The sequence below is a fragment of the Aliivibrio salmonicida LFI1238 genome, from assembly GCF_000196495.1.
Taxonomy (GTDB): domain Bacteria; phylum Pseudomonadota; class Gammaproteobacteria; order Enterobacterales; family Vibrionaceae; genus Aliivibrio; species Aliivibrio salmonicida.
Genome location: NC_011312.1, coordinates 971,722 through 997,537, shown reverse-complemented (window position 1 = coordinate 997,537; position 25,816 = coordinate 971,722). Strand labels below are relative to the sequence as shown.

The window sequence follows — 25,816 nt, the reverse complement described above, 5'->3', positions numbered from 1 at the left end:
ATCAACTATTTAAAGGGTTGTTTGATAATGTACCGGTTGATGTCCTAAGATATCAAAACCTTGTAATAGCAGTGTCAGTTGCTGCTCTGATAATGCTAACGTATCGTTATTTATATTTCGTGGCCATTTGAAGCGGTCTTCATCTAATCGCTTGTACCATAAAGCGAATCCTGTTTTATCCCAATACAATATTTTGAGTTTATCACGAGGCTTATTGCAAAATATAAATAGAGCATCACTAAACGGTGATAGTTGCATTTCTTGCTCAACAATCACGACAAGGCCATTAATGGCCTTGCGAAAATCGACAAAATCACGATGAAGATAAATGGTGGAAACATCAGTAAATACATTCATGATTGATACCCTTTTAATAAGAGTCCTATCCAGTGAGGTTCAGTATTAGCTGGCAATGTTAATCGCAATTTTCCGATAGAAAGTTGAATATCTGGTAATTGTGGAGTGGCGATGATAGTTGATGTTAACGCTTCTACTTTCAAGAAAGTAGAAGCGTTAATCTTTTGTTTCCATCGTGCTTTACGTGCACTAAATGTCTTTGGCAGAATATTATGGTTACTACAAAATTCAGCGGCACTAAGCTTGCTAGATTGCTGAGATTCAAATAGAGCGTGCCATTGCTCTGGTGTTCTCTTTTTATCTTTTTGCATAATTACGTTCTCGTTAAATGAAAGATCGTAAGATACGCATAATGAATTTTATTTGTTAGGTGTAGTTCCCCGCACGCTTACCACTAAACTACATCGCGCTCTTTGTTTATCTTGGGGCGATTATGGGGGTGGGTGTCTATTTTGCTCGTCGCCAAAAGTCAGCGGATGACTACTTTAAAGCTGGGGGGCGTATCCCCGGTTGGGCCGCAGGATTCAGTGTTTTTGCAACAACCCTCAGTTCGATAACGTTTATGTCTATTCCAGCAAAAGCATACACCAGTGATTGGACATTCTTAATAGGGCAATACGTTGCTATTGCTATTCTTCCTATCGTTTTTTGGTTTTACATCCCTTTCTTTCGTAAATTAAATTTAACCTCTGTATACGAATACTTAGAAAGACGTTTTGATGTGAAGATGCGCTTATTTGGCAGTATTTCTTTTATGCTTTTTCATATTGGGCGAATAGCAATCGTTACTTATCTAACCGCATTAGCGCTAATGCCATTTATTGATATTAGCCCGTTGATGATTGTGTTTTTAATTGGTGTTCTTTGTATTATTTATACGTTTTTAGGGGGCATTGAAGGGGTCATTTGGACTGATGTAATTCAAGGCATAATGTTATCTGTTGCGGCTATTTTTATCTTTGTGGTGGTTTGTTTTAATGTTGATGGCGGTATTGTTGAAGTGTTCAGCATGTCAAATCAAGCGAATAAATATTTTCCCGCGGAACAATTTAGTTGGAGTTGGACAGAGAGCACAATCCCTGTATTAATGATTGGGTTCTTCTTTGCTTCTTTACAACAGTTTACGGCAAGCCAAGATGTGGTTCAACGTTATATCGTGACAGAGAATATTGAAGAAACGAAGAAAGCATTGATTACGAATGCCAAGTTAGTGGCGTGTGTTCCTGTCTTCTTCTTTGCTGTGGGGAGTGCGTTATTTGCTTATTACACTCAAAATCCTGAGTTGCTTCCTGCGGATTTTAATACCGGGGGGATCTTACCTTTCTATATTATTTCTCAAATGCCGGTTGGTATTGCGGGTTTAATTATTGCCGCTATTTTCGCCGCATCACAATCAAGTATCTCAAGCAGCTTAAACAGTATTGCGGCGTGTTTTACTTCTGATATTTATGAAAAACTCAGTAATAACCCGACCTCAGAGCAAAAACTAAAAGTAGGTCGGATTTTAACGGTTATTGCGGGGATCTTAGGGGTAATTGCGTCAACGTACTTAATTATGTCGAATGAAAGTGAAATATGGGATGCCTTTAATAGTTTACTTGGTTTAATGGGGGGGCCTATGACGGGACTCTTTATGCTTGGCATCTTTTTCCGTAGAGCAAATGCGAACAGTGCTTTATTAGGCGTCATTGCAAGTATTGTTACGGTACTGTGGGTCCGTTCAGCAACCGATTTAAACTTCTTCTTCTATGGTGTTATCGGGACGTTGGTAGTCGTGATTGTGGGCTATTTCACCGCGCCTCTTTTCAAAAATGACTTAAACTCAGATGAAATTGATGAGTTAAGTGCAGTAAAAGAAAAGAAATCAACACAAGCCGCTAAAGCGTAATTTTATTATTTATCTGAGCCTTTATTTTATTGTAGAGGCTCTTCTAAGGACTGTTTATGATTTATGGTCATATTGAACATCAAGTAACAAATCAGTATTTACCGCCAGTTATTCAACAATGTTTAACGTATTTAAATGAGACGGATTTAGCGCGATTAACAACGGGAAAACACATCATTGATGGTGAGCGTATTTTTGCTAATGTGATGGAGTTTGATACGGGGTTTGCGAATGACAAACAAGCGGAGGTGCATAAAGAATATATTGATGTTCAATGCTTAATTCATGGGGAAGAACGAATTCAATATTCGTTGGAAAATGAAGTAAACCCAATAGCTAAAGCGTACGATGAAGAGAACGATTTTTATTTAGTAGAGAGCATGCATCAGTGTAGTGAAGTGATTATGCACCCAAAGATGTTTGCGATTTTCTTTCCTGAAGAACCGCATAAACCGGGCTGTTTAGTAGAACAATCGATGCCAATTAAAAAAATAGTCATTAAGGTACATCGCAGCTTACTCAGTTAATTTATCTGATTTAATGCATAAAAAAAGCTAAGTCATACGACTTAGCTTTTTGTGTTTGATGAAGTGTCGAATTAGCTTAGTTGTGCTTTAATGTGCTCAACGATGTTTGCAATTTCGATTACTTCTTTGCTGTTTGCACGACGGTTCTTATACTCAAAGTTACCTTCGTCCATGCTACGATCGCCGATCACAACGGTATGTGGAATACCGATAAGCTCGATATCCTTGAACATAACACCTGGGCGCTCTTTACGATCATCAAATAGAACGTCGATACCCATCGCTGTTAATTCTGCATACAGTTTTTCTGCCGCTTCTTTAACGCGATCAGATTTGTACATGTTCATTGGAACGATAGCAACCGTAAATGGTGCAAGCGCTTCTGGCCATACAATGCCGTATTCGTCATTGTTTTGCTCGATAGCTGATGCAACAACACGTGAAACACCGATACCGTAACAACCCATCTCAAGGATAGAGTTTTTACCGTTAGCATCAAGTACGCCACAGTTCATTGCTTCTGAGTAGGCTGTACCTAATTGGAAGATGTGACCGACTTCGATACCGCGTTTCAGTTGTAGAGTACCTTGGCCACATGGGCTTAGGTCACCTTCAACTACGCTGCGTAAATCTTCAATTTGACCAAGCTGTACATCACGATCCCAGTTCACACCAAAGAAGTGTTTACCATCGATGTTTGCGCCTGTACTAAAATCACTCATTACCGCAACAGAGCGGTCAACGATGAATGGCAGTTCTAGGCCTACAGGACCAAGAGAACCAGCACCAGCACCGATTAGATCACGAAGTTGTGCTTCGTCAGCCATCTCTAGTGGAGATAAAACGTGTGGAAGGTTTTCAGCTTTAACTTCGTTAAGCTCGTGATCACCACGGATGATAAGTGCAATGATATCAGCATCAACTTCATCAGATGCTTTAACAAATAATGTTTTCACTGTTTTTTCAATTGCGATACCGTGTTGCTCAACCAATTCTGCAATTGTTTTTGCATTTGGTGTATCAACCGTTGTCATCTCTTGAGTAGGAGCAGCACGTTCAGTTGTCGGTGCTAGTGCTTCTGCTTTTTCGATGTTTGCAGCGTAATCAGATTCTGTTGAGAATGCGATTAAATCTTCGCCGCTTTCTGCAAGTACGTGGAACTCTTGAGAACCACTGCCGCCGATAGCGCCTGAGTCAGCCAATACTGGACGGTACTCAAGACCCATACGGTCGAATGCTCTGCAGTAAGCATCGTGCATCGCATCGTAAGACTTTTGTAGGCCTTCTTTATCGATATCGAAGCTGTACGCATCCATCATGCAGAATTCACGTGCACGCATTACACCAAAGCGTGGACGACGTTCATCACGGAATTTAGTTTGGATTTGGTATAGGTTTAGCGGAAGTTGCTTGTAAGAGTTCACTTCGTTACGCACAAGGCTAGTGATAACTTCTTCAGCCGTTGGGCTAAGTACAAATGGACGAGCATGACGGTCAGTAAAACGAAGCAGTTCAGGCCCCATCTCTTCAGAACGGCCTGTTTCTTCCCAAAGCTCAAACGGCTGAACTACGGGCATCAACGTTTCGATTGCACCTGCATTGTCGATCTCTTGACGAACGATATTTTCGACTTTACGCAATACACGTAGACCAGTCGGTAGCCAAGTATATAAACCTGAAGCTAGACGACGGATCATACCTGCACGTAGCATGAGCTGGTGGCTCACTACTTCTGCGTCGTTTGGAGTCTCCTTCAGTGTTGAAAGAAGGTATTTGCTAGTGCGCATGTTTTCATCCATTTGTTAGTTATGAATATTGGAATAGCTCGATTTAAACAGTTAAACCGAGAGTTCAATTTTAGTAAGAGTATGTTCTTTAAGAATGGGCTCAAACCTAAAATTAAGCCCTCCATGATATCAGCCTAAAAGCGATCTCAAAAGCGATCAATTGCAGTTACCGTGATGGAATTGCTGTCAACGGTGAATTTCACGTTCAAATCAAACAAATTTACCGCATATTCCTTAGTATCCACTTTGCCTTTTTTATAGGCTGGGCGGGGATCTTGTCCAAGAACTTCTTTTATCACGGCTTCAATGTGTGATTTTTGAGGGTGTGATGCGAGTGATTTTTGCGCCTCAATCGATAAGTACACGTTGAGAACATCGGGTTCTTTTTCTGCAAATCCCCCCAATGCAGTAGGGATTGAATCGGAATAAGGGATGTAGGGTTTTATGTCGATAATCGGTGTGCTATCTACCAAATCAACGCTGCCTAATTCTAAATACGTTTGATTACCTTCTTGAATAACGCCTTTTAATTCGACGGCTGACATACCAATACCATTGGGACGAAAGGTCGCTCGTGAAGCAAAAACTCCAATGCGTTCGTTTCCGCCTAAACGTGGTGGGCGAACTGTGGGTCTCCAGCCTGCTTCTAGATTTTGGTCAAATAAGAATAATAACCATAAATGAGAAAACTGTTCAATCCCACGAACCGCTTCTGGTGAATTTGCATCTCCCACCAATTTTAGGCGAGATGTCGCGCTAGGTACTAAACGAGGTTGACGAGGAACCGCAAACTTTTCTTTATAAGGCGATTGAATAAAACCAACAGGATCGATGTGATAAGTCATTTATGTAAGCTCAACGGTGAATATGGATGAATTTTATCATAACTAATGAATCGTCACTTTTTTACTTTATATGATAATAGTTCGCAATTGCTAATTGTTATGTTATAACATAACAATTAGTGGCGATTTATAGGGAGAGAAAAATGAAAGAAGGCATTCATCCAACATACAGAAAGGTTCTTTTTCACGATACGAGTGTTAATAAATATTTTCTTATCGGGTCAACATTACAAACAGACAGAACGATGAAATGGGAAGATGGAAAGGAATACCCTTACATGACATTGGATATCTCTTCTGAATCACACCCATTTTATACGGGTGAACAAAGAGTGGTTTCTACGGAAGGACGAGTTGCAAACTTCAATCGTCGATTTGGTGCATTAAAAGGTAAGGTATAATGAAAGTATTAAGCTCATTGAAAAGTGCTAAATCTCGACATAAAGACTGTCAAATCGTAAAGCGAAAGGGGCGAGTCTTTGTTATTTGTAAAACAAACCCTCGATTTAAAGCGGTTCAAGGAAAGAAGAAAAAGTAAGACATAAAAAAGGTTGGCAGTGATGCCAACCTTTTTAGGTTTGATTGCGTTAAAAGAGGGGTTACCAACCTTTAACTACGCCACCTTTAAATGTTTTTAGAGCGGCTTGGTAAACTTCTTCTGATTGGTAAGCTTTAACAAAAGTCTTTACGTTTTCAGTGTTTACGTTATCAGTACGACCAACAATTAAGTTTACGTATGGAGAGTCTTTATCTTCAACAAAGATGCCGTCTTTTTCCGGTGTAAGGTTTAGGCTACTTGCGTAAGTTGTGTTGATTACAGACAGGGCCACATCATCAAGAGAACGAGGAAGTTGTGCCGCATCTAGCTCAACAATTGTGATGTTTTTAGGGTTAGCGGTAATATCACGAACCGTTGCAGCAAGACCTGAACCGTCACGTAATGTGATTAGACCTTGTTCTTGAAGAAGAAGAAGAGAACGGCCAAGATTAGTTGGATCGTTTGGTACCGCAATACGTGCACCGTCTTCAATTTGGTCAACAGCAGTTACTTGCTTAGAGTAACCAGCAATTGGGTAAACAAATGAATTACCAGCAACTTCAATTTTGTAACCACGGTCAGCGACTTGTTGGTCTAAGTATGGTTTGTGTTGGAATGCGTTCAAGTCAATTGAACCATCATCTAATGCTGCGTTTGGTGTTACGTAATCGGTAAATGTCACTAACTCAACATCAAGACCGTATTGCTCTTTTGCTACTTTTGCTGCAACTTCAGCGACTTGTGCTTCAGCACCTGCCATTACACCTACTTTAATTAGGTTTGTGTTTGTTTCTTCTTGGCCACAACCAGTAAGAATAAGCGTTGATGCTAGACCCGCTATTGCTGCCAGTTTTTTTATGTTCAATACCATTATTTACTCCTTAAAAATGAATTCCATTTAAATTTTAAATTAGATTAACGGTGATCAACTTTTTTAACTAAGTTATCACCAATTGATTGAATGATTTGAACCAAAACAATCAACATAACAACGGTCACAGCCATGATGGTTAAATCATAACGGTGGAAACCATAACGAATCGCTACATCACCTAACCCGCCGCCGCCAACTGTTCCAGCCATTGCTGAGTAGCTAACGAGGGTAACCAGAGTGATAGTCACTGAGTTCACTATCATAGGCAAAGCTTCAGGAAGCAATACCTTAGTTATAATTTGAAGAGGAGTTGCGCCCATTGATTGTGCGGCTTCAACTAACCCACTTGGTACTTCAATTAATGCGCCTTCAACTAAACGAGCAACAAAAGGAATTGCCCCGATGGTTAATGGAACAATGGCTGCCGTGGTACCAATAAAGCTGCCCACAATAAACTTAGTCACCGGAATGATAGCAACCATGAGTACCAAGAAAGGCACAGAACGCCCCATATTTACAACAGCACCAAGGATGCTATTGAACGCTGGGTTTTCCATTAATCCACCTTTTTTGGTGATATGCAAAATAACACCCAGTGGAATACCAATAGCAAAACCGACAATTCCAGCAACAGAAACCATGTACAGAGTTTCGCCAGTCGCGTTTAATAATAGCTTGCTGTTTAAATCAAGCCATGCGGAAATCACATCAAACGACATAACCTAACACCTCTACTTTTACATGATGATTACGTAAGAATTCAATCGCTTGTTTTGTTGACTCTTGGTTACCGAAAAACTCAGCAAGCATTAGGCCAAATTTAACGCCGCCAGCGTAATCAATATCAGAGCTTAAAATACTGATATCAATATTGAATTCACGAGATATTTGACTGATAACCGGTGCATTCACCGTTGCGCCAGTAAACTCTAAACGGATCAGAGGGTAACTGCCTTCGACATAAGTATCGTGTAGACGCGTTTTAAAATCGTCAGGAATTGATAAATCTAATGTCGCTCGAATGAATTCTTGAGCTAAAACGGTTTTAGGGTGAGCAAAAATATCACTCACAATGCCTTTCTCAACCAATTCACCATCACCGATGATCGCGACTTCATGACAGATGTTTTTTACCACTTCCATTTCATGAGTAATAATTAAGATAGTGATGCTTAATTTACGATTTAGATCTTTAATCAGTTCTAGAATTGATTTCGTTGTCGCAGGATCAAGCGCACTGGTTGCTTCATCACATAACAATACTTTTGGATCGGTTGAAAGCGCACGAGCAATGGCCACACGTTGTTTTTGACCACCGCTTAAATTAGCAGGGTAAGTGTGGTGTTTGTCTGACAGTCCGACGAGATCTAATAAGTCATTCACTTTCTTATTAATCTCTTGTTTTGATTTTCCTGCAAGCTCTAAAGGTAAAGCTACATTTTCAAATACAGTGCGAGAAGACAAAAGATTAAAGTGCTGAAAGATCATCCCAATATTACGACGAGCCTTGCTTAATTCACTTGACGACAGTTTAGTTAAATCAACACCATCCACAATGACTTCGCCATTGGTTGGTTTTTCTAACATGTTTACACAGCGTATCAGTGTGCTTTTCCCTGCACCTGATGAACCAATAACACCGAAGATGGTGCCTTGGGCAATATGAAGGTTAATATCTTTAAGGGCATTAATTTCCTTTGCACCTTGATAAAAGACCTTATTGACGCGGTTTATTTCAATCATGATTCGCCTTGAACTGAACTGCTAAGCAATTGGAATTTAAATAACGTTACACAAAAGTTCACAATGTTGCAAAAGTTGAGCTATATCGCATTTTAAATTATTTTTTAATGTAGGACGATGCTATTTCGAATGGATAATTAAGTCAATAGATATTTTTACGTCTAGACGGCTAAACGTATAAATAAGATGCTAATCATTTAAAAGCGTGAGATAATTTTATCATTAAGAGATTCGACAATTAGAGGGTTTTACCTTGTCTAAACCAGCAATATTTATTGATAGAGATGGCGTGATTAACGTTGATCGTGGCTACGTTCATAAGCGTGATGACTTTGAATACATTGATGGTGTGTTCGATGCTGTTAAGATATGCAAAGACATGGGCTACTTACTTGTATTAGTGACCAATCAATCAGGCATTGCACGTGGTATCTTTACTGAAGAGCAGTTTGAAACATTAACTGAATGGATGGATTGGAACTTTGCTGAGCATGACATCGATTTTGATGGCATTTACTATTGTCCGCATCACCCTGAAGCGACAGTAGAACAGTACAAAGAAGAGTGTGATTGTCGTAAACCAAATCCTGGTATGTTCATGTCAGCTCAAAGCTTCTTAGATATCGACATGGAAAAATCTGTGATGATCGGTGATAAGAAAGAAGACATGATGGCAGCTCAAGTGGCTGGCGTTGGTACACGTATTCTTGTTCGTACGGGTAAACCTGTAACAGAAGAAGGCGAAGCATTAGCAACAACGGTACTTGATAGTATTGCGGATGTGCCTAAGTTTTTATTTGCTTAATTAATACCGATACAATGAAATTTCAGACGCCTATAGAGAAATCTATAGGCGTTTTTTTTGATCTTTATTGGAACAAAGGTCAAGTAATTGATTTATTAATAGTTAAATTTTATAAAATCACAACTGATTGATTACTCTCGGCATTTAATTTTATTTTTCGACGTTAACTCATCAAAATGGTGAATGTCTTACAAGCTATTGAGACTTCGGCTTATTGATGAATATATCTAATTGATATAAGTTCTCATTTCTATTTATAGTAAGTTTAACGGAGTAACCATGAAAACTATGACATTTATTGGCTTAGTTGCCTTTACTACCTCAATCTCTGCTTTTGCAAACGCCATTGTCTTTCCTGATTCTGAAAATAATGCTAGAATAGAAACCGAGATTGTTTTTCCTAAAGATAAAACGCCAGTACCATTGGTTGGTGGATATCAAATTGAAAATGGAATATTAACGTCAAGAACATACAATTGCGGTATTAATATTAGCGATCTTGATATCGAAGCTAAATTGCAATGGAATGGTGCAACACCACAGTTGCTCATTGTTGGTGTGTATCCAAGCTCTATGTGCCGAGCAGGATTTACTGGCCCACGGTCAGTGGATTTAGCAGAATTTATTCATAGCATACCTGCTCATGTCCTAGATAGATTAGTTGTTGCTAATCATTCCCCTCTAGATTTATAAGTCCCTTTTTTCATTTTTAATTCACTCAATAAGCTTGAAGTCCATTTTCTAGTTTTTTAGTTTGCCTATTGAGTGTTTTTTCAAAAATATAAGAATAATTAATAATATGAAATTAAATAATTTGATGCTTGTTTGTTCCTTGCTCTCAACGGGCGCTTCCGCTTTAGAACTGTGCCGGGTAGGCGATGAAATCAATGTTCTCGATAAAGAGTCGTTTAATAATTTAAGTAAGAAAAATTACCGTTCTTTTAGTGATGAAATTATGCCAGAGGATCTTTTCCCAAAAGTACCAGACCATTTCTCAAGTTTAAAACCGAATCTAAGCGAAGCCACCCACGTTTACAGCGACACTTCTTCTTTACTCGAAACCGGTCCTGCAAGCTCTTTTGCTGTAGAAACAGAAGAAGCTTCGCGCTTATTGTCTACTATTGGACGATCTGCATCTGAAGCAGGCAGTGCTGCACTTGAGGCGTTAGGACCAATTGGAGAAGCCGCTGCAGTAGGCCTTTGGGCGCGTGATGTCGCGGATACATTTGAAGATGAATCTCGGACATCCTACGATCGTTTTGCAACCGTTATGGGGTTGGTGGATTGGTTTGGGGTTCTCAAACTTCCTGAGCGTGCTGTTGATCGTTATATTATTAGTAATCGTTGGGACAGCATGGCTTCTGGTAATCATTACAGTTTTACTATTTATGATGATATTGTGACGCAGCAAGATTTAAGGGATAAGAAACACTGGGCGGAATTGGCGAGTAATCAGCACAGAACCCTTGAATCAATAGTAAAAAGCTATGCTTCTGATGTCGCATTAAAATACCAACTGCATTATCAAGAAACGGTCAAGGCACAAGCATTACTTGCCAATGAATTGATAAGTGCTGTAGATCAGGAATTGGAAAAGACACTTCATTTTCAATTAGGAATAAATAAAGAGGGGTCACGATTATTTTCGTCGGATATAGCAAGTACGTGCCGAACAGAAACTGACGCTTTATTTGCTCTTTATCCTAACCAACAAGAAAATAATAATCGTCCACCTTCGGTTCCTTCAGCTCGTGTCGCAAATCGTACGTTAGCCGCGCTGCAACATTGTCAGCAATACATTCTTGATCAAGCGGTGACTAAGCTGGATGAAATACGTAATGGGCAGTTGAATGGTTTGAACCATCTTGCGCTAACTCAACTTTATACACGTACATTGAACGCAAAGAAGAAGATTGCTGAAACGGCCGATAATCATGTTCGTATTACGAGTATGAAATTACAAAACTCAATGAAAAATGATGGTTTAGCGCTAATTAATCGGCTTTTTGATTCGGGTTCGGTAGAAAAAGCGAATGCATTTTTTAAAGAGCAAGCAAGTCGCTATGCGGTTGATGAGATGGCGAGAAGTTTGCTGTATCGACCTGCAACTTCAAGAGAGCTTTCTTCTAAGGTTTTAGTACTGAAAGAGACTTATAAGTATTGTTCTAGTGTTGGCGTTTTAGCGGGAGATCCTAATTTTAGGGGGTGTCTAAAATATACATGGGAGCCAGCAGAAACGCGTCGATTTGACTCTTCTCAAGATGATGTGACTAGCCAAATAAAAATGCCGTTACGTGAAACGTATTACGAGGTATTTGCTACCACGCTTAACCTATTGATTAAAGAGGGTTGGAATTCAGAAGTCGAAGAACAATGGCTTGAGCAACAAATTCTCGATTATTCAGAACAACAAAATCAGATGGTTCAGAGCCGAGAAAATAAAGCTGAAATCTATCGTTGGTTGTTTGATTCACGCGCCCAACTGGGGAGTGAATGCATCGGTGAGCGAGAATGTTCAGGATGGAGTTCGTCATATTTAGCCAAAGAAAATCTGTCTCGAACTTCTTCTCTTGCTCATATTGCTCGTTGGTTGGCGGATTACTCGGGTCGAGGAGCGTACATTCATCGTAAACGATTGGAAAAACTGGATGAATTAATTAAACCCGCTTTAGAAAGCGATTGGAAAGCCACGCAAGGCAGTCAGTTTTATAGTTACGCTTATCCGAGCAGTTTTGATATGGAAAAATACGCGCCATTGATTGCCTCTGCATTGAAAAGCTCAACCCTTGATGTGACTAATTTATCAGGTAATGCACTCCCATTAGCAAAAGGGATTGTAAAATCGCGCTTGATTGAAGCGGTTGAATTAGGTGAACAAAATGGATCTGATTGGTTACTTTCTCAGGTTGGTGACTTTCAACGTTATGCCGCAATTGTTCATTCACAACATACCAGTGTTGGGCGTCACGCGCCTGAAATGGAAGAAACCCCCGTTTTATTTTCAGAGATGCTGCCTGCTTATATTTTACGTTATTTAGTGTCTGATTTAATTCCAGACAGTTACGATGCTCGTTTGGTTAATTCTATTAATGCTTTGTATGACCCTTCTTCAGAGTTAGGCCAAAAGATCACACAACTTGTAGACGTTAATCAAACACTTAATGACCGTTCAAATAGAACGTGTGACATCAACTTTATGCCTCTAAAAGAAACCTTACTTGCTATTTCAGGTGATGAATCATTGTATTGGCTATCACCTATATCGAGTTGGTTGGATAATTTAACGCGTCAACAATTAACGAGCCAGGCGGTGATTGGATGGGGATCGAGAAAACAAACTGAGTTTGGGATTGAATGTGGTATCAGTCCCAATAGCCTCTCTTACCAATAATCTCAGGAGAATAGGCAATGAAAAAATATATTCTTTTGATTTTATGGGCGTGGGCAGCGTTTACCTTTGCGTCTCCTTTTGAGGTTTTCAAACAACCCACTCGTTCGAAAGAGGCCATAACGGAACTTTCTGAAGGGTTTAAGGATTGGTCTAAAAGTAATGCCAATTGGAAATCTAAATTATTAAGCAATGCAGAAGCGGAAGCTTTGGAAGATTTTTCTATATCAGGGTACCGGACGGCCAATCAATATTTACATGCGGCTGAAACGAAATCGTGGGGTTCATCGGGTAGAGAGATCAAAGGTTTTGTTCGCACATTGAAATCTGGGTTAAACAAAATGCCAGAGTATCGCGGCACAACTTATCGAGGTACATGGTCAAATAAAGCGATGATAGAACAGCTAGAGGTAGGCGATGTTATGTATGAATCAGGCTTTTTGTCTACCTCTGTTATTCCTGAAGTTGCTCGACGTTTTGCCGTTGTGCCTCCTAATTCAGGTAATCGCACAGTAAGGGCTCTTTTTCATATTGAGACAAATCGACGCAGTTTTTCAATTGCATCCATTTCAGACTATAGCTCAGAGGCCGAAGTGGTTATTTCTCCGAACAGTTATTTTAAGGTGACAGGTATTGAACGAGGCGCTCTTAATAATTACATCTCACTAGAAACGGTGTTGCCAAGATCGGTTCGTATGGGAAGCGATCGACTGTTCAATTTATATTCAGGTGAGCAGCTGCCTCCTTCTCGTTGGCAGCAGATGTTCTGTCGTTAATTCATTAATTTAGGAAATATACGAATGTTTAAAACTGTGGTAGTTATCTTTTTTACGTTTATGTCATTCTTAGCGCAATCCGAAGATTTCTCAGAGTTTAAAGGAAGGGAATTAACTTTCTTTGAAGAAGAGAAAATTACAGAAAATCTAATGGATTGGGTAAAGGCTCACCATGTTAAGGCTGCAAAAAAATTGCTCCCAAATGAGTACTCGGCTATGAAAGCGTATGGCCGAGTTGATCATCATATTATGAATCAATTTCTACGGACAGGAAAATCGACGGACTTTTTGAAACTAGGGATATATGAAAGTGTAAAAGGAAAGGTAGATAGCTTACGAGGGGCTCTTAATAAACTCCCGAATTATCGGGGAACGGTGTATCGAGGATCTTCAATCAAAGATAGCTTGTTAGAAAAACTCAATGTTGGTGATATTTTGCATGAAAAAGCCTTTCTATCAACGAGTACAAACTCTAGTTTTGCGAGAAACTTTTCTGCTTCAGCAACGAATGAAGAAGTCTCTCTTTCTGCTGCTCAATTTAAAATTGATTTAAAATCGTCAGGTAGGGCTATTAGCGATTACACCTTTAAGCCTGATGAAGCTGAAATTCTGGTTAAACCCAATACGTATTTTCAGGTGGAAGCGATTGAACGACATTCGATAGAATACAACTTCATTAAATTAAAGGAGATAAAAAATCCTGGACGTCATTTGAGTATCGAACCTGATGTTGCTATTTATGACAGTTTTAGTGGCGATGAAATATCCTTACGTTCCCGTTCATCTCTTTTTTGTATTTAAACATAAAGGTCTCCTAATTATGAGGAGACCTATTTTTATTTAATGGAATAAATAAGTTTATGGCTATTAATAGTTAATTTGAAATATTGTGGTATATATATTATGGATTTTGTTATTTACTATTGATGGTTTTTTTAAACAGACAGACTTCTGATGCTGATATATTTTCTCCAGTGTGCATGTCTTTAATTGGTCGTTCTCCGATATCGTTTAAACTAATTTCTCTATATATAACGTGATTCCCTTCCTGAGTGATGTTAATAGCCGTTACCTCAAATGTACTATTCCTATTAATCAACACTTCTAGTTCATCCATTCTAATATTTGGCATAACAATCGCCGCGTCGCCTTCTTTTAATTCAAATTTAGAGGTTTGCCCTTTGTAAACGGCTGATTGAAAAAATAGTTCGATATAATATAGTCATCTTATGTTTACGGTAATGGATTGGAATTATTATTATGAAGATTTATTTATAAAATATAACCATGAGAAATGAATGTTGTGATCTTATTCACTTAATAATATATTTAGTTATCTCTGTTATATGAAAATAATAAATTGTTATTTATAATTTAAATATTGAATGCAAAGATCATAAAACTGCTGTGCTTGTGGCGAAATAGTTCTATCAGCGAGTTGAAATATGCCAATTTGTCGCTCTAATGGAGGATCGATAAGAGGGATCCACACTAAACGAGTCTCATTGGTTGGGAAGGCTAATTTCGGAAGTGTCGTTATTCCTATTCCTAATTCTAATATTGAAAATAAAGAAGTAATGTTTTCAACAGAATATAAGGCTTGCTCACTGAGTACTCGAGCTGGTGTTGAGTTAAGCAATGTACAAGTTCCGTTTCTAATGAAAGTTTGTTTAAGTAATGTTTTCCATTCGATCCCTTCAGGATGAGTGGCGATAGGATTGTCTTTTAAGCAGACAACACCAATAGGATCGCTTATCAACGGGGTAAAGTGAATGGCTTTTTCTTCCAATTGTGAATAATTTCCTAGCGCTAAATCGACCTCTCCTGACAGTAGGCGAGCTTCTACACCTGCGGCATTGTCATCAATTAGGCTGACTTCTACGTTAGGGTATTTTTCACTGAATGCGCCTAGCACACTCGGGATTAATTTTGCGGCAACAGAAGGAACACTGGCAATCCGAACGCGTCCTTGTTGTCCTGCGGCATCCGCACGTAAATCATTAGTGAGTCGGTCATAGACGTCTAAAAACTGAGTTATTTTTGGAAAGCAAATTTCACCAAAAGGCGTTAGTTTTGATTTGTTTCCGGCTTCAAATAAAGGTTGTTCTAAAATTCGTTCGAGTTCTTTAATTGAGGTTGATAGTGCGGCTTGCGATCGATTTGCACGGCCAGAGGCGGCACGAAACCCGCCTTCTTCTACGACTAAAGTAAAATGTTTTAATTGTTGTAATTTAATGCTCATTTTATCGACCGCCTTGTTAGCCCTTTATTTATCGAACTCTCACTAGAGTGATAAGTTTTTCTTATCGAACGTAATAAATTTACCGTTAGATTTATCATCTGTCAATGTGCAATATTTAACCGTATTGAAACATTGTGATTACATGACGAATGAGAGCGTGAGACTAAAATGAAAAAGCATTCAGTAAAAACCGATTTATTTGCCTCTAAAGCGCCTCTTGAGTGGGCAATTGTTAACAACGGCACGCTATATACGGCTCAAATTCCGATTGATCAATCAGGCGCGGTCGTTGAGGGAGGGATTGAAGCGCAAACTCACCAAACGTTTAAAAACTTAGTACACACTTTGGAATGTGCAGGAGAGTCGTTAGATTCTGTACTTCAAGTATTGATTTATGTGACTGACAGAGCGTACTTAGCAACCGTAAATAAAGTGTACGCAGAATACTTTAATGCCCCTTATCCAAACCGTGCAGCAATGATTGTTGCGGGGTTAGCTCGCGAAGAAATGTTGGTTGAATTTGTTGTGTATGCAGCGGTTGAACCAAAATAGCGGGAAAGTAGTTTTGATTAAATTTGTATAAACATCATTTATTGCCAGACTTAAAGGCAGTGGATCTCAGAGACAAGGAAAGTAGCATGACAGTTCAAGCACAAAATATCTCAGCAGAAAAATCGTTGTACATCGGCGGAGAATGGCAATCAGGCATCAGTACGATTGCGAACATTAACCCATCAGATATTAGCCAACATTTAGGTCATTTTGCTCAAGCCAGTGAAAGCCAAGTTCAAGATGCGATTTCAGCGGCCAAAAAAGCACAGCCTGAGTGGGAAAGAACACCACTAGAGCGTAAGCAAGCCGTATTACAAGCGATTGGTGATGAGTTAATTGCACGTTGTGATGAATTAGGCCGTTTACTTTCGAGTGAAGAAGGTAAGCCTTTTATGGAAGGTCGTGGTGAGATTTATCGTGCGGGTCAGTTCTTCCAATATTTTGCAGCTGAAGTGTTACGTCAAATCGGAGACAGTGCCGATTCTGTAAGACCGGGTGTTTCTGTTGAAGTGACGCGTGAAGCCGTTGGGGTGATTGCGGTTATTTCGCCTTGGAATTTCCCAACCGCAACCGCTGCTTGGAAAATTGCACCAGCATTGGCGTTTGGTAATAGCGTCATTTGGAAGCCTGCAAATCTAACGCCTGCAAGTGCCGTGGCATTAACTGAAATTATTCACCGCCAAGGTTTACCCGAAGGGACGTTCAATCTGGTGTTAGGCAATGGATCTCAAGTAGGTAACGCACTGATTAACTCAAAAGAGATAAACGGTGTGAGCTTTACGGGCTCTGTTGATACTGGTCGTAAAGTAGCAACAGCAACCGCTCCAAACTTTGTGCGTTGTCAGCTAGAAATGGGCAGTAAAAATGCACTCGTTATTGCAGATGATGCCGATATTAACATTGCGGTTGAAGCCACCATTGCCGGATCGTTTTCAGGGGCGGGCCAGAAATGTACCGCGTCATCTCGTTTGGTTGTTATGGATGGCATTCATGATGCGTACGTTGAAGCGTTAATCAAACGAATGAGCCAACTTAAAGTGGGGCATGCATTGGAAGAAGGCGTATTCATGGGACCGGTAGTTGATGGTAATCAACTGGATGCGAACTTTGGTTGGATGGAAAACGCACGTCAAAGTGGCGCAGAATTGGCGTTTGGTGGTGAGCGTTTAAGTCTTGAGCATGAAGGCTATTACATGTCTCCAACGCTGTTTATTAATACCAGTAATAAATGGGAAGTGAACCAAGAAGAAGTGTTTGCACCAATGGCAAGTGTGATCCGAGTGGCTGACTTAGAAGAGGCTATCGCAACCACCAATGATACTCGTTTTGGGTTAACCGGCGGCATTATTACGCAAAGTTTACGTACCAGTGCGTTATTCAAACAACAAGCTCAAACGGGCTGTGTCATGGTCAACTTACCAACCGCAGGTACGGATTATCATGTTCCATTTGGCGGTCGTAAAGAATCAAGCTTTGGTCCACGAGAGCAAGGCCAATACGCAAAAGAATTTTATACGGTAGTGAAAACGGCTTATCAACGTCCTTATTAAAATGGATGGAAAATCTACTCAACTAGATGAAACCGAAATGAAATAAGGAGCGTGTTATGTATCAACAACGGATTGTTATCGATGGTTTGCAATACTGCAATTGGGATAGAGAGTATTTTCAGACTCTAAAAGCCAGTGGCATTACAGCGGTTCATGCCACCATGGTGTACCACGAAAACGCACGAGAAACGTTGAGTCGTTTTGCTGAGTGGAACTTACGCTTTGAGCAAAATGCCGATCTTATAATGCCTGTCTATTCAATGGCGGATATTGAATTGGCGAAAGCGGAAGGCAAGGTGGGTATTTTCTTTGGTGCGCAAAACTGCTCTCCGATTGATGATGAAATTGGCTTAGTTGAAGTCATGCGTCAACAAGGGTTGCTCATCATGCAATTGACCTATAACAACCAAAGTCTACTCGCGACGGGATGTTATGAAAAAAATGATACTGGTATTACTCGTTTTGGTCAGCAAGTGATTGAAGAGATGAACCGCGTAGGGATGATCGTCGATATGTCTCACAGTGCAGAGCGTTCAACGCTTGAAGCAATTGATTTATCGTCACGCCCTATTTGTATTAGTCATGCCAATCCTTCTTTTGCTCATGATGCATTACGTAATAAATCAGACACGGTAATTAAAGCATTAGCAGAACGTGGTGGACTACTTGGTTTTAGTTTATATCCATTTCATTTGCCAAATGGCAGTCAATGTAGCCTAGATGATTTTTGCCAAATGGTAGCAACAACTGCCGATATGGTCGGAATAGAACATTTAGGTATTGGCAGTGATTTGTGCTTAAACCAACCACAAGAAGTGTTGGAATGGATGCGTAATGGTCGTTGGTCAAAAGCGATGAATTATGGAGAGGGGTCCGCCAGTAATTCAGGATGGCCCGATGCACTCCCATGGTTTTGTGGCAGTGCAGGAATGGAAAATATCTACAACGGATTAATGCGTCATGGATTCAGTGAATCTGAGGCCGGAAAAGTACTGGGTGAAAACTGGTTTAACTTTTTAAAGCAAGGACTAGAGCCTATTTCGTAAAACGAAACCCATACATGGAGCACCTACTCAATACAACAATAATAGGGTAGGTAGCAAGCACACCTTTGCAGCTGCAAATTGAATACTGGAGCCAGAGTATGTCTGATGTAACCGATAACATGAAAAGTTCAAGCAAGAATTCGTCAATAAAAGAGAATGAATCCACGGCAGAAAAACTGGGGCTCGATAACCCCGCTTTATGGTATAGCGGTGGTTTTATCGCTTTATTTGTCTCACTTGCGTTAGTGAATGCTGAATTACTGTCGACCATTGTTAATAGTGGATTTGCATGGGCTGTGAGTGTCTTTGGTCCTTATTGGCAAATCTTATTATTACTGACATTCCTAATTGGTTTAGGGTTGGCAGCAGGACGTACTGGTCGAGTTATTTTGGGGGGAATAGATAAACCTGAAATGGACGGATTCCGCTGGATGGCGATCATCTTTTGTACTTTATTAGCGGGTGGAGGCGTATTTTGGGCCGCGGCTGAGCCGATAGCTCATTTTGTTAGTGCACCACCATTATATGGCGCGCAAGAGAACGTACAGCAAGCGGCGGTTAATGCGTTATCACAATCTTTCATGCATTGGGGATTCTTAGCATGGGCAATCGTGGGGAGCTTAACGTCCATTGTTGTTATGCATCTTCATTATGACAAAGGGTTACCGCTTAAACCGAGAATTTTACTTTATCCTCTCTTTGGTAAACGCGTACTGACTGGCCACACAGGTGCATTGATTGATGCGTGTTGTATTGTCGCGGTTGCGGCAGGGACAATTGGTCCGATTGGTTTCTTAGGTCTACAGGTGAGCTATGCGTTAAACGCTCTGTTTGATATACCAGATGGTTTTACCACACAGCTCATCATCATATTATTCGCTATCGCTCTATACACAATTTCTGCGTTAAGTGGTTTGAATCGTGGTATGCAAATGCTTAGCCGTTATAACGTTATTTTAGCGTCAGCATTGATGATTTATGTGCTTGTTTTTGGTCCAACTAACTTTATCGTCAATGGCTACATCCAAGGGGTGGGCAGCATGATTGATAATTTCATTCCGATGGCAACCTATCGTGGTGATGAAGGCTGGTTAAGTTGGTGGACGGTATTTTTCTGGGGATGGTTCTTAGGGTACGGACCAATGATGGCGATTTTTATTGCTCGCATATCACGCGGCCGCAGTATTCGCCAATTGATCTCTACCATTAGTATTATTGCACCGCTTGTGACGTGCTTTTGGTTCACGATAGTCGGTGGTTCAGGATTGGCTTTTGAAATTGCGAATCCAGGCAGTGTGAGCTCGGCTTTTGAAGGGTTTAACTTACCGGGGGCTTTATTGGCCGTGACCTCTCAATTGCCAATGCCAATGGTAACGTCAATCCTATTTCTAATTTTAACCACCATCTTTATTGTGACCACGGGTGACTCGATGACATACACCATCAGTGTGGTTATCAGTGGAGAAACAGAGCCAAATGCCATTATCAGAACCTTTTGGGGCGTGATGATGGGGGTAACGGCATTAATCCTTATCTCTCTTGGATCTGGTGGTATATCAGCATTGCAATCCTTCATTGTCATTACCGCTGTTCCTGTCTCTTTAATCTTGTTGCCCTCACTTTGGGATGCACCACGGATCGCCATGAGGATGGCAAAAGAACAAGGGTTGTAAACCCATCCAATAACGTGAAGCAAGAGCGGTGTTTGCCGCTCAACTTGGCTCTAATAATGAACTAAATTCTAATAAAAGAGCCCCTATCAATACACCTATAATTAGAAATGGTGGTGAGCAACATGGATGCACATCGTTCAACGTACGCTGAAACTCATCTGCGTAAACCTGAAATTGTAATGGCGCCGGAAAGACTGGGTGCAATGCACCAAAATAGAATCAGTTTTGTTCGTAGCTTAATACGCAAAATGGCACAGCAAGAGTGGCAAGTCACTAAGTATGAATGGCAATTATCACCACAAGGTTTTGGTCATGTTATTTATAAATTAGTGACACCGAATGATACGTATCATTTGGTTGTTTTTTGTGACGAAATTGCAGATGAAGAACGTAATGATCGTGTTATTGCTGAAAAGTGGGACGTAACGTTTGCTTTGGTTCTTGGGGAGGTAAATGTCGATTTATTAAGCCAATTAAGAGCCAATGTTCCATTGCAAGAAGCGGGTAGAAACTCAAATAATGTCTTGGTGTTAGCAAGAGCAAATAAAAGTGTTCGAGTGTTTGATCATCTTGTCTCTCATTTATCTAGAGGCGAACAACCCAATCAAAAAGAGCTTGCCGAGGTGGGGTATATTTTAAGAACGACCGCGGTGTATGGTAATGGTAAATTTGGTATTGCAGACTTTAAATTGTTAGAAAACAATGCCGATTTTAATCAGTCTTTTAGCGCTCAAATGTGTGCTGTTTATTTATTACGTCAGTTCAGTTTGGACTGGGTTCATTATTTAGCGACAGAGCAAGGGGGAGTGAATGCCGTTACTCTCGATCGTGAATTGCAACGCTATCTTGGTGTTGGTAATGCGACAGGGTTAGGGATGGCTCCTTATTTAATTAACCATCCTTGCATTGTTGATCAGTGGATGTTCGCACGAGAAATGGCGTTATCTGCGGTACTTAATGCGCCTGTAATACGAGAGAGAAAAGAGCCATTACAAACGTTATTGCGCAAAGGCGTAAGACATTTACAGCAAGTGATCACGATTAATGAACACCAAGATGCGCTAAATCATCGTGCGGTTTCTGAGCTTAACGAATTGATTGCCAGTTTAGATAACATCGTGGCGAAAAGTTCGACTTGGGAAGACGTCGTTACCCATTCAAATGGTATGAGTTTAGAAGCTCAAGAAATGTTGCTCTCTTGTTTGATGGAAATCTATCCTGAATTAGTTGATCGCTTTGAAGAACAAATGAACGGCAATGAAAATCTATCTTTACCTAGTGGAAAAAAGATTCAAGACTTAATCACGACCTTAGAAGCGTGCTATCAGTGGGCAATTAAAACGGACTTCACTAAACCTGAAAATAATTATTGGTTTTGGTATCGCTCACAAGATAAAGAAGAACCGCGTCTTGGGGTTCGAGGTGAAGAGAAAGGCGAAGACAGAGAATTGCCTCTTGATATTGGCCGTCAAGTGTATCGTCTTTATCACGCATTATTGAAATGTGAGGCATCAATGTCTTTAGCAGAGTTCTTAGTGGAGCATCCTCAATATCGCGCAATAAGCCGCAGAGTATGGACATTAGGACATAAAGCGTTAGGTGATATTCAAATGAATGTACTACATAAGTCGTCTTTACCAATGCATTTATTACGTTGTAAATTAGCCGTCTTTGGTGCAACGAAGTTTGATCCACGATCCGATCGCTGGGTTCGAGTTACTTTTTTTCAAGGCGCGCCTTTGTTAGATGAAGTTCATGATGGGGAATGGTTATTCCCGTTATTGCCAAATGCAGGAGAAGGCCAATGATCGTGTCACACAATGAATTAGTAGCGGTAACTAATAAGGCATTCTTAGGCATGCGCCGAACGTGCGGAGAAGCCGATGTTATTGCCAATATGGTGGCAGATCTGCAAATGGTTGGGTTGAATGGCGTCAGACATTTTAATAATTCGACCAAATTTTTAACGGTTGAGGAGGATTGTCCTGTCGAAATAACCATGAGCAAATCAGGTAATTTAGTGGTGGATTTACACGGTTGCAGTGTGGCTTGCCATTTACCTGTGATTGTTGATTACGCGGTTGAAAAAATGGTGAAACGTAAACGCTTAAGCATCACATTAACCAAATGTCATAACCGTTGGCTCGCCTACAGTGAGTTGGTGAAGTTGGCAGCAAAAGGCATCGCTTGTAAAGCCGAGTGGGAAAATGGCACTAGCCCTAAACGGACCTTGTATGTTTTAAATCGAGGGTGTGTATCACCTGAATTGTTTTTGTCAGATGACGTTGAGCTCAACAGTGGAAAATTAAATGACATGACCATTGAATTATCAGTACGAGATTTTGATGTGGTTGCTTTATCTGAAGGGTACAGCATTCATATTAATTCGGCTGAGCTGAATGGATCACAAGAAAATGCATGGAGTCATGGCATTCAGGTTGATGATGCTGATTGGGAAAGTTTGAAAAAAACAGCGACCGCTATTTTAGTCGAAAACAGTGAGCAATCGTTAAAAGGTGCGGGAGAGCTAGCCTGAAACCATACATAGTTAACGATTAAGATGACAACGCTCATGGTGAAAACGATGGGCGTTTTTTATACTATTGACTCAGTAGTAAAATGAATGCAAAGTACTTTAAGTACAATATTGCGTTAAGTCTTAATTAAAGAGCAAAAGGGTATGGTGATTTATATGAATAAATTAGATAAAAACAGCATGGTTTCAGATGAAGAAACCATAAAAACGTTGCCTACTCAACCTGCTCAGTCAAACGATTCGATAAATACATGGGATCAGCTGACCGATGAGCAACAACAAGATATTTTGGCTCACTTAACCGAAGTACCTTTTCAATAATCCTCGGCGTTAACTTCTTTTTCTGATTGTCGATACATTACCGCTTTAACTTTTATGTGGGGCACTTTTATTTTAATAGTGCCAAACACTTTTTCGCTCTCCCTTCCATGAGAGTTCTGCAAACTGTTAACTTGATTGCATTCTCACTAGCCTTCATTGTGATTCTCTATTTATTGAGCTAACTTAATAAAACTATTATAAAAAATAATGATAAGCAGCGGAGTCTGCGCCTTGGACATGGAGTACTAATCACGGATGATATCTTATTTATTTAGACGGCTTTTATTGGTTGTCCCTACTTTCATCGGTATTACCTTACTCATTTTTGCGCTAACCCGATTTGTGCCTGGTGGACCAGTAGAAAGAATGCTGCTGAGTTTACAAATGCAAGGGAGTTCTGAAACTGGGGGAACCAGCAGCGTTACTGATGGAAATAATGCATTATCTGAAGAGCAAATCGCAGAACTTAACGCCTTTTATGGATTAGATAAGCCCGTGTTTGAAGCTTATTATGATTGGTTAACAAAATTGGTCGTTCTTGATCTCGGTGAATCCACCCGCTATTACGAACCCGTATGGGACATGATCTCTGAACGATTACCCGTGTCTTTATTTTATGGAGGAATGACCTTTTTACTCAGTTACCTTATTTCAATTCCTCTGGGTTACTTTAAAGCCTTAAAGCACGGTTCCATCCTCGATTCTATGTCCTCTGTCGCTATTTTTGTTGGCTTTTCTTTGCCCGGTTATGTCATTGGCGTTTTCTTAATTAGTTTATTTAGTTATCAAATGGAGTGGTTCCCGATGGGGGGATTTGTCAGTGATGATTTTGATGACTACGGTGCGATAGAACAAATAAAAGACATTATGTGGCATGCGGTTTTGCCTCTGTTTTGTTATCTGATTGGCGATTTTGCATTGCTTACAATGACGATGAAAAACAATTTGATGGAAAATTTGACGGCCGATTATGTAAGAACGGCCATTGCAAAAGGGTTGCCATTTAAAACGGCCGTACGTAAACACGCATTAAGAAACAGTCTAATTCCGGTCGCGAGTCATTTTGGTAATTCGTTGATGTTTTTTATGACGGGATCATTTTTGATTGAGGTGATATTTAATATTGATGGTATTGGGTTGCTGGGTTATGAAGCGATCATGGAGCGAGATTACCCGGTTGTGATGGGGTTGTTCGCTATTAACGCAATGATGCTGATGATAGGGAATATTTTATCTGATGTGTGTGTGGCGGTGGTTGATCCTCGCGTTAAGTTTGGAGCCTAACTATGTCGTCTATCTTAAAAGTAAGTCCATTAACGCAGAAAAAAATACAGCGCTTTAAAGCGATAAAACGCAGTTATTGGTCTTTCATTATTCTGCTCTTATTGCTTGTGTTGTCGATCTTTGCTGAAGTCTTTGTAAACAGTCGAGCTTTACTGGTGAGTTACCAAGGTGAGTGGCACTTTCCAACGTACGGTGATGTTAAATCAGGCGAAATGTTTGGATTAGATTATGTCCATGAAACGAATTATCGAGACTTAAAAGCTGAATTTAAAGAACAAGATAATGGTGATTTTGTTGTTATGCCGATTGTGCCTTGGAATCCTTATGAACAAGATTTCTCAGGGGATTTTCCGCCTACCGCGCCTAGTGTTGAAGCGCAGCATTATTTGGGTACCGATACCATTGGGCGAGATATTGTATCGCGGTTAGTTTATGGCTTTAGGATTGCGATAGGCTTTGCGCTTATTACTTTAGTCATTTCATATGCGATAGGTGTATCGGTTGGCTGTGCAATGGGGTTCTTTGGGGGCAAGTTTGATCTGTTTTTTCAGCGCTTTATTGAAATATGGTCAATGGTGCCTTTTTTATTCGTCATCATGATCCTTGTTTCCATAATGAAACCTAGCTTCATGCTATTCACACTAATTAATGTCATGTTTGGGTGGATGGGGATGACATGGTACATGCGAACAATGACCTATAAAGAGAAATCTCGTGAGTACGTTATGGCTGCGAAAGCGTTAGGGGCTTCAAATTCACGAATTTTATTTCATCACATTTTACCCAATACGATGGTGATGATAGTGACATTAGCACCATTTACGATTGTGGCTAATATTACCGCGCTAACCGCTTTGGATTATTTAGGATTAGGGCTTATGCCACCCACACCGAGTTGGGGGGAATTATTACAGCAAGGTAAATCCAATTTAGATTCTCCTTGGATAGCAAGTTCGGTCGTGACTGCTATTGTTACAGTATTGATTATGGTGACTTTTATTGGTGAGGGAATACGAGAAGCTTTTGACCCTAAAAAACACACGCGTTATGTGTAAGCCAAAAAGAATAAATAATAGGAAGGAAT

General features: G+C 40.1%; 27 protein-coding genes. 18 read left to right on the top strand and 9 right to left on the bottom strand.

Translation table 11 applies throughout. From position 1 onward, the window contains the following. Window positions 1-9: 9 nt before the first annotated feature. Both tnpB and tnpA read right to left on the bottom strand, forming a co-directional pair. Window positions 10-357, bottom strand: coding sequence for an IS66 family insertion sequence element accessory protein TnpB (gene tnpB, locus VSAL_RS04980; protein ID WP_012548924.1), 348 nt, complete (start codon window positions 355-357; stop codon window positions 10-12). Continuing rightward, window positions 354-668, bottom strand: coding sequence for an IS66 family insertion sequence element accessory protein TnpA (gene tnpA, locus VSAL_RS04975; protein ID WP_012549677.1), 315 nt, complete (start codon window positions 666-668; stop codon window positions 354-356). The genes tnpB and tnpA overlap by 4 nt, the downstream gene beginning before the upstream one ends. Before the next feature lie 122 nt (window positions 669-790). Between tnpA and VSAL_RS04970 the strand changes: the two genes are divergently transcribed. Next, on the top strand, window positions 791-2,245 hold the full coding sequence (locus VSAL_RS04970; RefSeq protein WP_231850877.1) for a sodium:solute symporter: 1,455 nt from the start codon (window positions 791-793) through the stop codon (window positions 2,243-2,245). A gap of 56 nt (window positions 2,246-2,301) precedes the next feature. Continuing rightward, the gene (gene nanQ / locus VSAL_RS04965; RefSeq protein WP_012549676.1) at window positions 2,302-2,772 is read left to right on the top strand and encodes an N-acetylneuraminate anomerase; all 471 of its coding nucleotides are present in this window, start codon (window positions 2,302-2,304) and stop codon (window positions 2,770-2,772) included. A 71-nt stretch (window positions 2,773-2,843) separates the two neighbouring features. On the opposite strand, the gene VSAL_RS04960 is transcribed toward nanQ, so the two are convergent. Together VSAL_RS04960 and tsaA are read right to left on the bottom strand one after the other, a co-directional pair. Then, on the bottom strand, window positions 2,844-4,559 hold the full coding sequence (locus VSAL_RS04960; RefSeq protein ID WP_012549675.1) for a proline--tRNA ligase: 1,716 nt from the start codon (window positions 4,557-4,559) through the stop codon (window positions 2,844-2,846). 146 nt (window positions 4,560-4,705) lie between these two features. Next, window positions 4,706-5,404, bottom strand: coding sequence for a tRNA (N6-threonylcarbamoyladenosine(37)-N6)-methyltransferase TrmO (gene tsaA / locus VSAL_RS04955; protein ID WP_012549674.1), 699 nt, complete (start codon window positions 5,402-5,404; stop codon window positions 4,706-4,708). Window positions 5,405-5,547: 143 nt separating this feature from the next. On the opposite strand from tsaA, the gene VSAL_RS04950 reads away from it, so the two are divergent. Together VSAL_RS04950 and ykgO are read left to right on the top strand one after the other, a co-directional pair. Continuing rightward, a complete protein-coding gene (locus VSAL_RS04950; protein ID WP_012549673.1) occupies window positions 5,548-5,805 on the top strand; it encodes a type B 50S ribosomal protein L31 in 258 nt (85 codons plus the stop codon). Further along, complete coding sequence (gene ykgO / locus VSAL_RS04945; RefSeq protein ID WP_012549672.1) at window positions 5,805-5,942, top strand: type B 50S ribosomal protein L36; 138 nt, start codon at window positions 5,805-5,807, stop codon at window positions 5,940-5,942. Before VSAL_RS04950 ends, ykgO begins: the two co-directional genes overlap by 1 nt. 61 nt (window positions 5,943-6,003) lie before the next feature. Here ykgO and VSAL_RS04940 read toward each other — a convergent pair whose 3' ends face one another. From VSAL_RS04940 to metN, 3 genes are read right to left on the bottom strand one after another with little or no spacing between them, the layout of a single operon-like run. After that, window positions 6,004-6,813, bottom strand: coding sequence for a MetQ/NlpA family lipoprotein (locus tag VSAL_RS04940; protein ID WP_012549671.1), 810 nt, complete (start codon window positions 6,811-6,813; stop codon window positions 6,004-6,006). Between the two features lie 44 nt (window positions 6,814-6,857). After that, on the bottom strand, window positions 6,858-7,535 hold the full coding sequence (locus VSAL_RS04935; RefSeq protein ID WP_012549670.1) for a methionine ABC transporter permease: 678 nt from the start codon (window positions 7,533-7,535) through the stop codon (window positions 6,858-6,860). Beyond that, window positions 7,525-8,559, bottom strand: coding sequence for a methionine ABC transporter ATP-binding protein MetN (metN, locus tag VSAL_RS04930; protein ID WP_012549669.1), 1,035 nt, complete (start codon window positions 8,557-8,559; stop codon window positions 7,525-7,527). The genes VSAL_RS04935 and metN overlap by 11 nt, the downstream gene beginning before the upstream one ends. Before the next feature lie 253 nt (window positions 8,560-8,812). Here metN and gmhB point away from each other — a divergent pair, with 253 nt between their 5' ends. The 5 genes from gmhB to VSAL_RS04905 all read left to right on the top strand — a co-directional run bounded on the left by gmhB (window position 8,813) and on the right by VSAL_RS04905 (window position 14,329). Further along, entirely contained in the window at window positions 8,813-9,364 is a 552-nt protein-coding gene (gene gmhB / locus VSAL_RS04925; RefSeq protein ID WP_012549668.1) for a D-glycero-beta-D-manno-heptose 1,7-bisphosphate 7-phosphatase, read from the top strand. A 279-nt stretch (window positions 9,365-9,643) separates the two neighbouring features. After that, complete coding sequence (locus VSAL_RS04920) at window positions 9,644-10,057, top strand: hypothetical protein (RefSeq protein WP_012549667.1); 414 nt, start codon at window positions 9,644-9,646, stop codon at window positions 10,055-10,057. Window positions 10,058-10,163: 106 nt separating this feature from the next. Continuing rightward, window positions 10,164-12,755, top strand: coding sequence for a hypothetical protein (locus VSAL_RS04915; protein ID WP_012549666.1), 2,592 nt, complete (start codon window positions 10,164-10,166; stop codon window positions 12,753-12,755). A gap of 17 nt (window positions 12,756-12,772) precedes the next feature. Next, entirely contained in the window at window positions 12,773-13,528 is a 756-nt protein-coding gene (locus VSAL_RS04910) for an ADP-ribosyltransferase (protein ID WP_012549665.1), read from the top strand. A 24-nt stretch (window positions 13,529-13,552) separates the two neighbouring features. Beyond that, window positions 13,553-14,329 (top strand): ADP-ribosyltransferase, encoded by a 777-nt coding sequence (locus VSAL_RS04905; RefSeq protein ID WP_012549664.1) that lies wholly within the window; start codon window positions 13,553-13,555, stop codon window positions 14,327-14,329. A gap of 112 nt (window positions 14,330-14,441) precedes the next feature. On the opposite strand, the gene VSAL_RS04900 is transcribed toward VSAL_RS04905, so the two are convergent. Both VSAL_RS04900 and VSAL_RS04895 read right to left on the bottom strand, forming a co-directional pair. Continuing rightward, window positions 14,442-14,660: a hypothetical protein gene (locus tag VSAL_RS04900; protein WP_012549663.1), complete on the bottom strand. Its 219-nt coding sequence runs from the start codon at window positions 14,658-14,660 to the stop codon at window positions 14,442-14,444. Between the two features lie 231 nt (window positions 14,661-14,891). Further along, window positions 14,892-15,770, bottom strand: a complete 879-nt coding sequence (locus tag VSAL_RS04895) for a LysR family transcriptional regulator (protein ID WP_012549662.1) — start codon at window positions 15,768-15,770, stop codon at window positions 14,892-14,894. Between the two features lie 168 nt (window positions 15,771-15,938). Here VSAL_RS04895 and VSAL_RS04890 point away from each other — a divergent pair, with 168 nt between their 5' ends. The 9 genes from VSAL_RS04890 (at window position 15,939) to VSAL_RS04855 (ending at window position 25,787) form a co-directional block, all read left to right on the top strand. Next, window positions 15,939-16,322: a RidA family protein gene (locus VSAL_RS04890; protein WP_012549661.1), complete on the top strand. Its 384-nt coding sequence runs from the start codon at window positions 15,939-15,941 to the stop codon at window positions 16,320-16,322. Window positions 16,323-16,408: 86 nt separating this feature from the next. Continuing rightward, window positions 16,409-17,872, top strand: coding sequence for an aldehyde dehydrogenase family protein (locus tag VSAL_RS04885; RefSeq protein WP_012549660.1), 1,464 nt, complete (start codon window positions 16,409-16,411; stop codon window positions 17,870-17,872). Window positions 17,873-17,928: 56 nt separating this feature from the next. Then, window positions 17,929-18,918, top strand: a complete 990-nt coding sequence (locus tag VSAL_RS04880; RefSeq protein WP_012549659.1) for a membrane dipeptidase — start codon at window positions 17,929-17,931, stop codon at window positions 18,916-18,918. A 98-nt stretch (window positions 18,919-19,016) separates the two neighbouring features. Continuing rightward, entirely contained in the window at window positions 19,017-20,591 is a 1,575-nt protein-coding gene (locus VSAL_RS04875) for a BCCT family transporter (RefSeq protein ID WP_012549658.1), read from the top strand. A gap of 122 nt (window positions 20,592-20,713) precedes the next feature. Further along, window positions 20,714-22,399, top strand: coding sequence for a hypothetical protein (locus VSAL_RS04870; RefSeq protein WP_044583203.1), 1,686 nt, complete (start codon window positions 20,714-20,716; stop codon window positions 22,397-22,399). After that, on the top strand, window positions 22,396-23,127 hold the full coding sequence (locus VSAL_RS04865; RefSeq protein ID WP_012549656.1) for a DUF3726 domain-containing protein: 732 nt from the start codon (window positions 22,396-22,398) through the stop codon (window positions 23,125-23,127). Before VSAL_RS04870 ends, VSAL_RS04865 begins: the two co-directional genes overlap by 4 nt. 156 nt (window positions 23,128-23,283) lie before the next feature. Continuing rightward, on the top strand, window positions 23,284-23,448 hold the full coding sequence (locus tag VSAL_RS23615) for a hypothetical protein (RefSeq protein ID WP_162467883.1): 165 nt from the start codon (window positions 23,284-23,286) through the stop codon (window positions 23,446-23,448). 255 nt (window positions 23,449-23,703) lie between these two features. Further along, window positions 23,704-24,732, top strand: coding sequence for an ABC transporter permease subunit (locus tag VSAL_RS04860; protein ID WP_012549654.1), 1,029 nt, complete (start codon window positions 23,704-23,706; stop codon window positions 24,730-24,732). An 11-nt stretch (window positions 24,733-24,743) separates the two neighbouring features. Beyond that, on the top strand, window positions 24,744-25,787 hold the full coding sequence (locus tag VSAL_RS04855) for an ABC transporter permease (RefSeq protein ID WP_173362136.1): 1,044 nt from the start codon (window positions 24,744-24,746) through the stop codon (window positions 25,785-25,787). The last annotated feature ends 29 nt before the right edge of the window (window positions 25,788-25,816 follow it).

Coding starts and splice junctions, on each gene's coding strand:
- VSAL_RS04950 (WP_012549673.1), top strand. CDS start 5,548: ATGAAAGAAGGCATTCATCCAACATACAGAAAGGTTCTTTTTCACGAT.
- VSAL_RS04890 (WP_012549661.1), top strand. CDS start 15,939: ATGAAAAAGCATTCAGTAAAAACCGATTTATTTGCCTCTAAAGCGCCT.
- VSAL_RS04910 (WP_012549665.1), top strand. CDS start 12,773: ATGAAAAAATATATTCTTTTGATTTTATGGGCGTGGGCAGCGTTTACC.
- VSAL_RS04915 (WP_012549666.1), top strand. CDS start 10,164: ATGAAATTAAATAATTTGATGCTTGTTTGTTCCTTGCTCTCAACGGGC.
- VSAL_RS04885 (WP_012549660.1), top strand. CDS start 16,409: ATGACAGTTCAAGCACAAAATATCTCAGCAGAAAAATCGTTGTACATC.
- tnpB (WP_012548924.1), bottom strand. CDS start 357: ATGAATGTATTTACTGATGTTTCCACCATTTATCTTCATCGTGATTTT.
- tsaA (WP_012549674.1), bottom strand. CDS start 5,404: ATGACTTATCACATCGATCCTGTTGGTTTTATTCAATCGCCTTATAAA.
- VSAL_RS04870 (WP_044583203.1), top strand. CDS start 20,714: ATGGATGCACATCGTTCAACGTACGCTGAAACTCATCTGCGTAAACCT.
- metN (WP_012549669.1), bottom strand. CDS start 8,559: ATGATTGAAATAAACCGCGTCAATAAGGTCTTTTATCAAGGTGCAAAG.
- VSAL_RS04960 (WP_012549675.1), bottom strand. CDS start 4,559: ATGCGCACTAGCAAATACCTTCTTTCAACACTGAAGGAGACTCCAAAC.
- VSAL_RS04860 (WP_012549654.1), top strand. CDS start 23,704: ATGATATCTTATTTATTTAGACGGCTTTTATTGGTTGTCCCTACTTTC.
- VSAL_RS04970 (WP_231850877.1), top strand. CDS start 791: ATGGGGGTGGGTGTCTATTTTGCTCGTCGCCAAAAGTCAGCGGATGAC.
- tnpA (WP_012549677.1), bottom strand. CDS start 668: ATGCAAAAAGATAAAAAGAGAACACCAGAGCAATGGCACGCTCTATTT.
- nanQ (WP_012549676.1), top strand. CDS start 2,302: ATGATTTATGGTCATATTGAACATCAAGTAACAAATCAGTATTTACCG.
- VSAL_RS04895 (WP_012549662.1), bottom strand. CDS start 15,770: ATGAGCATTAAATTACAACAATTAAAACATTTTACTTTAGTCGTAGAA.
- VSAL_RS04940 (WP_012549671.1), bottom strand. CDS start 6,813: ATGGTATTGAACATAAAAAAACTGGCAGCAATAGCGGGTCTAGCATCA.
- VSAL_RS04880 (WP_012549659.1), top strand. CDS start 17,929: ATGTATCAACAACGGATTGTTATCGATGGTTTGCAATACTGCAATTGG.
- VSAL_RS04900 (WP_012549663.1), bottom strand. CDS start 14,660: ATGCCAAATATTAGAATGGATGAACTAGAAGTGTTGATTAATAGGAAT.
- ykgO (WP_012549672.1), top strand. CDS start 5,805: ATGAAAGTATTAAGCTCATTGAAAAGTGCTAAATCTCGACATAAAGAC.
- VSAL_RS23615 (WP_162467883.1), top strand. CDS start 23,284: ATGAATAAATTAGATAAAAACAGCATGGTTTCAGATGAAGAAACCATA.
- VSAL_RS04920 (WP_012549667.1), top strand. CDS start 9,644: ATGAAAACTATGACATTTATTGGCTTAGTTGCCTTTACTACCTCAATC.
- VSAL_RS04875 (WP_012549658.1), top strand. CDS start 19,017: ATGTCTGATGTAACCGATAACATGAAAAGTTCAAGCAAGAATTCGTCA.
- VSAL_RS04935 (WP_012549670.1), bottom strand. CDS start 7,535: ATGTCGTTTGATGTGATTTCCGCATGGCTTGATTTAAACAGCAAGCTA.
- VSAL_RS04905 (WP_012549664.1), top strand. CDS start 13,553: ATGTTTAAAACTGTGGTAGTTATCTTTTTTACGTTTATGTCATTCTTA.
- VSAL_RS04865 (WP_012549656.1), top strand. CDS start 22,396: ATGATCGTGTCACACAATGAATTAGTAGCGGTAACTAATAAGGCATTC.